The 11,355-nt window shown below is 30.0% G+C and carries 10 protein-coding genes; all 10 read left to right on the top strand.

All coding sequences use genetic code 11. The features are described 5' to 3' along the window. Window positions 1-927: 927 nt before the first annotated feature. Window positions 928-1,842, top strand: coding sequence for a UTP--glucose-1-phosphate uridylyltransferase GalU (gene galU, locus ACREV6_RS08700; RefSeq protein WP_431577614.1), 915 nt, complete (start codon window positions 928-930; stop codon window positions 1,840-1,842). Between the two features lie 116 nt (window positions 1,843-1,958). Next, complete coding sequence (locus ACREV6_RS08695; RefSeq protein WP_431577613.1) at window positions 1,959-2,627, top strand: sugar transferase; 669 nt, start codon at window positions 1,959-1,961, stop codon at window positions 2,625-2,627. Between the two features lie 86 nt (window positions 2,628-2,713). After that, on the top strand, window positions 2,714-3,634 hold the full coding sequence (gene rfbA / locus ACREV6_RS08690; protein WP_431577612.1) for a glucose-1-phosphate thymidylyltransferase RfbA: 921 nt from the start codon (window positions 2,714-2,716) through the stop codon (window positions 3,632-3,634). A 46-nt stretch (window positions 3,635-3,680) separates the two neighbouring features. After that, a complete protein-coding gene (gene rfbB, locus ACREV6_RS08685; RefSeq protein ID WP_431577611.1) occupies window positions 3,681-4,745 on the top strand; it encodes a dTDP-glucose 4,6-dehydratase in 1,065 nt (354 codons plus the stop codon). Further along, window positions 4,745-5,314 (top strand): dTDP-4-dehydrorhamnose 3,5-epimerase, encoded by a 570-nt coding sequence (rfbC, locus tag ACREV6_RS08680; protein ID WP_431577610.1) that lies wholly within the window; start codon window positions 4,745-4,747, stop codon window positions 5,312-5,314. The genes rfbB and rfbC overlap by 1 nt, the downstream gene beginning before the upstream one ends. A gap of 52 nt (window positions 5,315-5,366) precedes the next feature. Then, window positions 5,367-6,332, top strand: a complete 966-nt coding sequence (locus ACREV6_RS08675) for a glycosyltransferase (protein WP_431577609.1) — start codon at window positions 5,367-5,369, stop codon at window positions 6,330-6,332. Window positions 6,333-6,360: 28 nt separating this feature from the next. Then, on the top strand, window positions 6,361-7,371 hold the full coding sequence (locus ACREV6_RS08670; RefSeq protein WP_431577637.1) for a glycosyltransferase family 2 protein: 1,011 nt from the start codon (window positions 6,361-6,363) through the stop codon (window positions 7,369-7,371). 89 nt (window positions 7,372-7,460) lie between these two features. Further along, window positions 7,461-8,489, top strand: coding sequence for a glycosyltransferase family 2 protein (locus tag ACREV6_RS08665; RefSeq protein ID WP_431577608.1), 1,029 nt, complete (start codon window positions 7,461-7,463; stop codon window positions 8,487-8,489). A gap of 38 nt (window positions 8,490-8,527) precedes the next feature. Further along, the gene (locus tag ACREV6_RS08660; protein ID WP_431577607.1) at window positions 8,528-9,745 is read left to right on the top strand and encodes a polysaccharide pyruvyl transferase family protein; all 1,218 of its coding nucleotides are present in this window, start codon (window positions 8,528-8,530) and stop codon (window positions 9,743-9,745) included. A gap of 54 nt (window positions 9,746-9,799) precedes the next feature. Continuing rightward, window positions 9,800-11,332, top strand: coding sequence for an oligosaccharide flippase family protein (locus tag ACREV6_RS08655; protein ID WP_431577606.1), 1,533 nt, complete (start codon window positions 9,800-9,802; stop codon window positions 11,330-11,332). Window positions 11,333-11,355: the final 23 nt, after the last annotated feature.

Below are 11,355 nucleotides of genomic sequence, written 5' to 3'. Positions count from 1 at the left end.
GAGCTCGAAACGTGAAATTCCATTAACAAATTCTATTGTTTTGCGAATATAAAATTCTCTAACACTCACAATTATTTCACCTAAAAATATTGAGTACCTATTTCTTCTCCATTTTTGAACAATGAATTATCGTAATCAGAGAGGCCATAATGTATATTATCACCAAGGTTATCTCTAAATTTTTATTTATGTTGTTAATTAAAGGGGTATTAACTAACATTGCATATATAATAAATGGAATGATTAAATACTTTTGAGGCTTTTTAATAACGATGTAATTAGTAAGAATTAATACTATCATTAATGACATAGCAATAATATTAAATTCCATATATGACCACCTCACTATTTTAAAATTGTAAATCATTTTTTAGTATACCACTAATTACCTATTTATATAATGTTCTCATTGTTCTATTAATCTTATAAAAGTGATAGCCTGCGAAATATAATGTTATTTCGCAGGCTATTTAGCATCATGCACCTCAAAAGCGAACCAGAACTTAAAAACTTCTGATTTTTTTTCGTGCAGTTAGATTTAGTAATATTTATGAAATAAAATTGATTCATATTAAAGTAAAATAGAAAATCATAGCAAAAATAGAAGAAAACACATAGTTTATGTCGTAAAAGTTACAAAATATATAAACTTAATAAAAACTTAACACACATTTTGTAATATTATGATATACTCTACCATATGGTAAAAGTAATGTTCTGTTTAACGATTTTATTTAACCAAATATAAAAATATAAAATAATTACCAAAAATTATTATAAAAACAGAGCAAAATATCATATTGAGTCGATAAATGTATAAAAATGAAATATTCATAGGGGTCACTTAGAAAGTGCTTAGATTTATAAAAAGAAGAATTATAAGTATGTTTTAAAAAAAATTACAGAGAAAAAGAGGAGAAAATTTATATGAGAGTTAGAAAAGCTATTATACCAGCAGCAGGACTTGGAACAAGGTTTTTACCTGCCACAAAGGCATTACCTAAAGAAATGTTACCTATAGTTGATAAGCCTACAATGCAATACATTATAGAGGAAGCGGTTGCGGCTGGTATTGAAGAAATATTAATTATTACAGGAAGAAATAAAAAGTCTATTGAAGATCACTTTGATAAATCAGTAGAACTAGAGTTAGAACTAGAAAATAAACATAAAGATGACCTTCTTAAACAGGTTAGAGATATATCAAACATGGTGAATATACACTTTATAAGACAAAAGGAACCTAAAGGACTAGGACATGCTATTAATTGCGCAAGAGCCTTTGTAGGTAATGAGCCTTTTGCTGTTATGTTAGGTGATGATATAGTTGATGCGGGTACCCCATGCTTAAAGCAACTTATGGATTGTTTTGAAGAGAATAATACAACAATCTTAGGGGTTCAAGAAGTAGATGCTGAAAATGTAAATAAATATGGAATAGTTGACGGAATTCAAATTAGTGATAGGCTATACAAAGTAAATGACCTTGTTGAAAAACCACAAGTAGACGTTGCACCATCAAATGTAGCTATACTTGGTAGATACATAATAACTCCGGAGATATTTGATATATTAGATAATACGAAGCCTGGTAAAGGCGGAGAAATTCAGTTAACTGATGCACTAAAGACATTAATAGTACAGCAAGATATGTATGCATATATATTCGAAGGAAGAAGGTATGACGTAGGTGATAAATTAGGATTCCTTGAGGCCACAGTTGAATTTGCTTTAAAAAGAGATGATTTAAAAGGCCCATTCATGGAGTATCTTCAGACTTTAAAATATAATGAGAACTTTAGGAGTCTATATGAAGAAGTAATAAGAAGCAGCAGTTTCTAGTGACGAAAAGTTAAGTAATATGAATTCTAATACATAATTAAATAGCCAGAGGTATTGCAATTAGCTTAAGATGATTTATCACTTATTTGCATATTCCTAAAAAGGAGGAAATACAGATGCAACAATCACAAAGAAATTCAAGCGTTAAACAGGAGTCCACTGCTTGTGAATATAAGAAAAACCTAGGATATTTTATAATCAAAAGAATAATTGATATTATAGGTGCTTTATGCGGAATTATATTAATAAGTCCAGTGATGATTGTTGTTGGAATTTGGATAAAGCTCGATTCAAAGGGACCTGTTTTTTTTGCTCAGAGTAGAGTTGGGAAAGATGGCACACAATTTAAAATGTATAAATTTAGGTCTATGTGTTCGGATGCGGAATGTCTTTTAAAAAATCTTCAAAGTGAAAATGAGATGTCAGGACCTATGTTTAAGATAAAAGATGATCCTAGAATAACTAAGGTTGGTAAGTTCGTACGGAAGACAAGTATAGATGAACTCCCACAACTTTTTAACATATTAAGAGGACACATGTCCTTAGTTGGTCCAAGGCCAAGTCTGCCTAAAGAAGTAGTGCAATTTACATCTTTTCAAAGACAAAGATTAATTGCAAAACCAGGCTTAACTTGTTATTGGCAGGTAAGAGGAAGAAATGATATTCCATTTGAAGAATGGATGGAAATGGATGTTGAGTATTTAATAGATAGAAATACACTGGTAGATATAGGACTTATTTTCAGGACAGTGGGAGTGCTGTTTGGGGATGAGAAGGCAAGTTAGTATTGGATCTGATTTAAAGCGGAGAGTTCTTTTGAAAAGCGAGAACTTTTTAGTTTGAAAGATCAATAGAGGGAGGGAATATAGTTATGAAAGGTATTATATTAGCTGGAGGAACAGGAACTAGGCTCTATCCAGTTACACGAGCAGTATCAAAACAAATGGTGCCAATATATGACAAACCAATGGTTTATTATCCTATGTCCGTTTTAATGTTAGCTGGGATAAGAGAAATATTAATAATTTCAACACCAAGAGATTTGCCAGGATTTAAGGAGTTATTTGAAGATGGCAGTGAACTAGGACTCAAAATAGAATATGCAGTTCAAGAACAACCAAATGGATTAGCTGAAGCCTTCATAATCGGCGAAAAATTCATTGGTGATGATAAGGTAGCTATGATACTTGGAGATAATTTATTCTGGGGACAAAGTTTTACGCAAAGTCTTAGCAGGGCGGCGAAGCTGGAAGATGGTGCTGTGATCTTTGGATACCATGTTAAAAATCCGAATTCCTTTGGAGTTGTTGAGTTTGATAAAGAGGGAAATGTACTTTCACTAGAAGAAAAACCTGAAAATCCAAAGTCGGAATATGCTATTCCAGGACTCTATTTTTATGACAACACTGTTGTAGAAAAGGTTAAAAAATTAAAACCCTCGGAGCGAGGAGAACTTGAAATTACGGATTTAAATAGAATTTACATGATGGAGCGAAAGCTTAAGGTGAATTTGCTTGGAAGAGGACTTGCTTGGCTCGACACAGGAACTCATGCGTCAATGCTCAAGGCTTCAAATTTTGTAGAAGCAGTGCAGAATACTCAAGGTACATATATAGCCTGTCTTGAAGAAATTTCTTATAGAAATGGGTGGATAACTATGCAAGAACTAAAAACCCTGGCACAACCACTTTTAAAAACTGGTTATGGAACTTATTTAATGGATATTGCTATGGAATATAAGAAAGCAAATAAAGAAGCATTAAAAGAAGTAGCTGCTTGTTCCGGATTATAAAATTATAAATTATAAAATTAGAAGTTATAAAGTTTGGAGGGATAAAATGAAAACTTATTTAGTAACAGGAGGAGCAGGGTTTATAGGAGCAAACTTTGTTCACTATATTCTAAAGAAATATTCAGATGTTAGAATAGTAAATTTGGACAATTTAACTTATGCAGGAAATTTGGAAAACCTTAAAGGAATTGAAAATAATCCGAATTATATTTTTATCCAGGGAGACATTTGTGATAGTGAATTAGTAGGAAAGTTGTTCAATGAATACAATATTGACTATGTTGTAAACTTTGCAGCAGAATCACATGTGGATAGAAGCATAGTGGACCCAGAGATATTTGCTCAAACAAATGTACTTGGAACAGTAAATCTTTTAAACTGTGCTAAAAATTCTTGGGAGAGTGAAAGTGGTTTCAAGGAAGGTGTGAAATTCCTTCAGGTTTCAACAGACGAGGTATATGGATCGCTAGGCGCCACAGGTTATTTTGTAGAAACAACACCTATTGATTCACATAGTCCCTACTCAGCGTCAAAAGCTGGCAGTGACTTAATGGTGAAGGCATACTTTGATACATTCAAGATGCCAATGAACATAACTAGATGTTCAAATAATTACGGCCCATATCAGTTTCCAGAAAAGCTTATACCTCTTTTAATAAACAATTGTTTAAAGCATGAGGATTTACCTGTATACGGAGATGGTTTAAATATTCGCGACTGGTTATATGTGGTCGACCATTGCAAAGCTATTGATATGGTATTAAGAGATGGTCGCACCGGAGAAGTTTATAATATCGGTGGACATAATGAGAAAGCGAATATTGAAATAGTTGAGGGTATTATTTCTTATTTAAATGAGAATGTAGACAAGGAAATAACAAAAGATTTAATTATGCATGTTGAAGATAGAAAAGGTCACGATAGAAGATACGCAATAGATCCAGCAAAGATAGTGGATGAACTGGGATGGTATCCAGAAACAACTTTTGAAGTAGGTATAAAAAGTACAATTCAGTGGTATTTGGATAATGATAAATGGATGGGAAATGTTACCTCAGGAGAATATCAAAAATACTATAAAAAGATGTATGAAGGAGTAAAAACGTTATAATGGGAAAATTTAAGTTTATTGAAACTACAATAAAAGATTTATATATAATAGAGCCTACAGTTTTTGGAGACAACAGAGGATATTTTATGGAAACTTATAACTTTGATGAATTTAAAGGAGCAGGGCTAGATATGGTGTTTGTTCAAGATAACCAGTCTAAATCCAAAAAAGGGGTACTTAGGGGATTACACTTTCAAAAAGAGTTTTCTCAAGGAAAACTTGTTAGAGTTTTAAGTGGTGAAGTATTTGATGTAGCTGTGGATTTGAGAAGTGGATCTGAGACTTATGGTAAATGGTTTGGAGTAATGCTTAGCGCTGAGAATAAAAGACAGTTTTATGTACCAGAAGGCTTTGCTCATGGGTTCCTTGTAACATCAGAGCAGGCAGAGTTTGTATATAAATGTACTAATTTATATCATCCTGAATTTGAGGGCTCAATTGCCTGGAATGATTCGGATATAGGGGTAGAATGGCCACTTAAAGATATAGAAGAAGTGCTACTTTCTGAGAAAGATAAGAAGGCGCAAATGTTTTCAGCATTTCAGAAGGAAAGTCACTCACTTCTATAAGTGAAATTACTCAAACTTCACAAATAAATCGAAGGTTTAACGAGGTGTTTCCATGAATAGCAATAAAAAAATGTTGGTGTCTGTAATTATGAGTGTATACAACGAAAAAGAAAATTGGTTAATAGAATCAATAGAATCCATACTAACTCAAAGCTATAAAAATTTAGAGTTTATTATTATTTTAGATAATCCCAATAACAGTGAATTAGATATATTAATTGAAAATTATTGCAAATGCGATGCAAGGATAAGATATTTTAAAAATGAGAAAAATATTGGCTTAGTTAAAAGTTTGAATTTTGCATTAAGTCATGCAAAAGGTGATTTTATAGCAAGAATGGATGCAGATGATATATCATTGCCTAATAGATTTGAAAAACAAATAAATTATTTTAATAGTCATCCAGATATAGATTTCATGGGCGCCAGATGTATTAATATTGATGAAGACGGCAATGAACTATACAAAGATGCAATAATGCCAGAGGATATGAAATTAATAAAAAGTTGTTTAGTAAATGTAGATTTCATTAATCATCCAACCTGGTTTTTTAAAAAACAATGTGCAGATAAGCTTCACGGATACAGAGAAATTACCTGCGCAGAAGATTATGACTTTTTATTAAGACTTATAACTAGTGGATTTAAACTTGCAAATACTAATGAGTTCTTAGTTAAATATAGAATTAGAAGCAGTGGAATTTCCAAAAGTAATTCATTGCAACAGCTTTTATACTCTAAACAGGTTGTTAAGATGTATAAAGATAGGCTGAAATTTCAATTTGAAAGTCAATCAGTAGAATGTTTAAAGAATATTAAAATTGATGCTAATGAAGAAAGTAAATATAGTTTAGCCTTAGAAGGACTTACTAAATCAAAAGAATATAAGAAAAAAAATGAAGCTTATAGAAGTTATCTAATCCTTAAAAGCTATATAAGTTCAAAATATTTACGAGTTTTATTAAAGGATATTACTTTTCATAAACTCAAGAAGACTTTTCATATAAAAACTAATTAGTAATTAAGGGGGTATTCCGTTGAATAGAGTGGATGTCAGTATTATAATACCTGTTTATAATGTACAAGAATACTTGCCAAGGTGTTTAGATAGCGTTATAAAGCAAACTATTAATAATAGAGAAATTATTATAGTAAATGATGGATCTACGGATAATTGTTCTGAAATATTGAAAGAATATAAAATAAGATTCCCTGAATTAATTATTATAAATCAGAAAAATAGTGGAATTAGTGAGACTCGAAATGCAGGGCTCAGTGCAGCAACTGGAGAATACATAGCATTTGTTGATTCAGATGATTTTATTGAATTAAATATGTTCCAAAAAATGTACAACGCTGCTAAAAGAGAGAGTGCAGATATAGTTATTTGCAATTACATATTGTATAGCGAAACCAATAAGGAAAAACCGGATCAAAAGATAGAAGGGATGGATAAAGAGGGCTATATAGATAAAATTGAGGCTCTTAGGAAGTTTTTATTAAATGATATCAAAGCTTATGCATGGAATAAGCTACATAAAAGAGAACTTTTTACAGAAAATAAAATTTTGTTTCCTGATTTTATAGTATGTGAAGATACTCCTGCACTATTTTTAACACTTGCTTGTTCCAAGAAAATCTTTTTAATGAGTGAACCATTATATTATTACAGACAAAGAGAAGCATCACTTACAAAAGTATTTTCAATAAAGTCAATGGAAGATATGATAGCAGGCTGCTATATCATGAGAGATTATATAACAGCGGATCCATTGCTTTATGAAAAATTAATTCATTATTATAGAGTGTATATGATAAAAACTCTATGGGTAATACATAGCAAATATTGGACTGAGTATTGCGAAACGGGAGAAAAAAACAATTATTTAGATTTTAAAAAAATAATTAAAAAAGAGGTCAGAGCTTTAAAAATTTCTGAAATAATAGGTAATAGTAAGCTATCACTTAAATATAAAGTTAATGCGATTCTTATAAAGACAAGAACTTATGGTTTTATATTTCGCATAGTATACAAGCTTCGATATTTAAATAAATAATAAAATAGATGATTTAACTAATATTACAGCGCCCTAGGCGATAAGCAGCTACGTGGATGACAAGTAGCTGATGATTAAGGAGTGTTATTATGCCTCAGATAAGTATTATAGTTCCCATTTATAATGGATCAAAATATATTAACAATTGTATAGATATGATTTTAAATCAAACATTTAAAAACTTCGAATTAATAATAATAAATGATGGATCTACTGATAATAGTGTGGAAATGTGTAATGAATATGCAAAAAAAGACAGTAGAATAAGATTAATTAGTAAAGAAAATGGAGGGACTTGGGCTGCAAGAAATATAGGAATAGATGTTTCGGAAGGTAAATACATTATATTTTTTGATTGTGATGATTGGTACCAAGATAATCTACTTCAGGAAATGTATAAGTGTATTGAGGATCACCAGGTTGATTTAGTTATATCGGGGCAAACTAATGTTACTGTGGACGAAAGTGGAAATATTTTAAGGAGAACAAAAGTATTGCCAAGAAAACATTTTTTTGAGACAAAAGATGAGATTTTAAGTAATTTTATTTTATTAAGAAAAGAAGAAATTGGAGATACTCTATGGAATAAGATTTACAAATCAGAAATCATAAAGAAATATGATTTGAAATTTGAGAATTATAAACGTGGAGAAGACACAGTATTTAATGCTAACTATTATGAACATATAGATAAATGTATAGTCTTAGATTCTGCTTTTTACGAATATAGAATTGAGAAGGCGAATCCAGTATGGTTAAAGTATTCGGAAAATTATTTAAATGTTATTTTAGAAGAAAATATGACCCTTATAAATAAGCTGGAAAAGTGGGGTAAATATGATGATAAGGCAATAGAATATCAGGCAAATCATTTTATTTATTGCATAATTGAATATTTATATGGAGTGGTTAATGCTAAAAATCATTTAAGTTTAAAAGATAAATGTGAAAAAGCATCTAAAGTATTAAATGATGAAGGTGTTATAGAATATTTAGATAATTGTAATGTTATTGGAAAACTTAGCAGATTAATTGTTAAGTATATGAAATCGAAAAATGTTGTATTAGTATTATTTTTGGTAAAAATTAAATTAATACAAAATAATATAAGAGACTAAAAAAAGAAATTAAAAATCAATAACTAGGAGTAGATTATATGAAAATTTATATAAAACATATATGGAATACCTTTAATTACGGAAGCTGCATGATGGCAATAACATTAATTAATAAAATAAATCAGAACTATGATAATGTTATATTTTATGTGGATGTTAACTCTGATATAGATTTACAAAGATTAAAAAGTGAAGTAGGGCAGGCAACCATAAAAAGGTCTAAAATAGATGCTACTGATAATTTATTAAAAAAATGTATAAATAAAATTAGACGTAGAAAGTTAAATAAACTTATTGAAAACATAGAAAATATAATAATTATCGGTGGAGATGACATATCAGAGTACTATGGAATAGACCGATTAGAAAGTGAATTACATAAATTAAAAGAGGAAAGTCAGCGTAAGAATATATATTTAATAGGGCATACAATGGGACCTTTTACAGGTAATAGAGGGGAACTAGCTAGGCACTGTTTAAGTGAAACTAAAATTCATACAAGAGATGATAAAAATCTAGAATATTTAAAAAGTTTAAACTTTGAAAATGCAAAATCTGGAAGAGATTTAGCCTTTATTGAATTGCCAATGCAATATCAATATGATAACAAAGTAGGAGAATACAACCTTGAAGAAAATAAATATATAACCTTAGTGCCTTCAGGACTTGTTGAAAGCTATACAAACAATTTTGATGATTATATTAGAAACTGGGTAAATATTATTAATGAATTATGGAAAAGTGATAAATTCCAAAAAATAGTTTTACTTATGCATGTCTGCGAACCTAACGTTTTAGAATCAGATAATGATGACAGACGAGCAATAAATAAAATAATGGAAAAATTAGATAAAAAAATATTAGGGAAAATTATTCCCATAACAGAGGCAATGTTGCCATCAGAAGCTAGAGAAATACTTGGAAATGGATTATTTACTATAACAGGAAGAATGCATTCTGGTGTATCAACTTTTTATATGAGAAAACCTGCTATTTCATTATCCTATAGCGTTAAGTATTCAGGCGTAATTGGTGATGGATTAGATATGAATGAATTAGTAATTGAATCAGCAGATGAAAAACTGTGGGAATGTGATGAAATAAGTAAACTAGTAAGTGAGAAGGTTAAATTTGTTTTAAAAAACTATGATAGTTTAGTTAAAAAGATAGATATTAAGGTAACGGAAACTAGCGACATTGTAGAGAGAGAACTCCAGGAATTGGTTAATGATATAAGGAAATCAAATAAAAAATAGGCTAGTAATAAACGTAATAATTTATGCTATTACTAAAGACAAGGAGAATTTATTTTGGGAAAAAATCAACTTAAGGCAGGAGCAATTTTGTCATATGTTTCACTTTTTTTAAGTAGCATTATAAGTTTGGCTTATACTCCATTTATGCTACGTATGATGGGTCAGTCACAATTTGGATTATATTCGCTTACCGCGTCAGTTGTTGGATACCTTACTATCCTTGACTTTGGATTTGGTAATGCAATTATAAGATATACTGCAAAATACAGGGCACTAGATCAAAAGGAAAATGAATACAATCTAAACGGTATGTTTTTGATTTTATATACTTTGATAGGCATAATAACAGCAATAGCTGGGTTCATTTTGTATTTAAATATAGAAAATATATTTTCAGCTAAGATGACACTTGCTGAAATTAAAATAGCAAAAACATTAACCCTATTACTTGTATTCAACTTATCAATATCATTCCCGCTTGGTATATTTAGTTCAATTATGAATGCTTATGAGGAATTTGTTTTTTCTAAGGTTATAAATATCCTTAGAATTATTATTAACCCATGCATCATGTTGCCATTATTAATGTTAGGTTATAGAGCAATAGGGATGGTAATAATTACTACTATTTTAAATATTATATGTTTACTAATAAATATGTGGTTTTGTTTAGCTAAGTTAAAGATTAAGATGTATTTTAGGAAATTTGACTTTAGTATATTAAAAGAAATAGTTGGCTATTCATCTTATATATTTTTAGGGATGATTGTTGATAAGATAAATTGGAGTGCTGATCAATTTATTTTAGGAGCTGTATCTGGTACTGTTGCAGTTGCAATTTATTCTGTTGCATCACAAATCAACACCTACTATTTGTCTTTTTCAACTGCAATTTCAGGTGTTTTTTTACCAAGGCTAACTGCTATGGTTGCAAAAGACGCATGCGATAAAGAATTTTCAGATACCTTTATTAAAATAGGAAGAATTCAATATGTCATTATGGCATATATTTTAGGTGGTTTTTTGCTTGTAGGACAGGATTTTATAAATACCTGGGCAGGAAAAGATTACAGTAGTGCATTTTATATTGCAGCTATATTAATTATTCCAGTCACAGTGCCTCTAATACAAAATTTAGGGATTACCATATTACAGGCAAAAAACAGGCAGAAGTTTCGTTCTATTATTTATATTTTAGTGGCAGGCATTAATATTGCCATAAGTATACCACTGGGTAGAAAATATGGTGGAATAGGATGTGCTATTGGAACATCTATTGGTTTAATTTTAGGAAATATTATTGCTATTAACATTTATTATCACAAAAAGATACATATAGATATTCCAAGATTTTGGAAAGAAATATTTTTTATGACTATACCAGTTGTTATTGCTTTTGGATGTGGAATTTACATAAATCAGTTTATTTACGGTAGTGGATATGGGTCTATAGTAAAAAGGGGACTTATATTTACTGTAATATATATTCCACTGATGTGGTTTATGGGAATGAATGGGTATGAAAAAGATTTATTTAAGAAACCTGTTGTAAAGATATTTAGAAGATTAGGAACCAAGGTTGAATAGTTTAGAGAATTTTATATAGGATA

The organism is Clostridium sp. (assembly GCF_050717515.1).
Taxonomy (GTDB): domain Bacteria; phylum Bacillota; class Clostridia; order Clostridiales; family Clostridiaceae; genus Clostridium_AD.
This window is presented reverse-complemented; position numbering and strand designations above follow the sequence as displayed.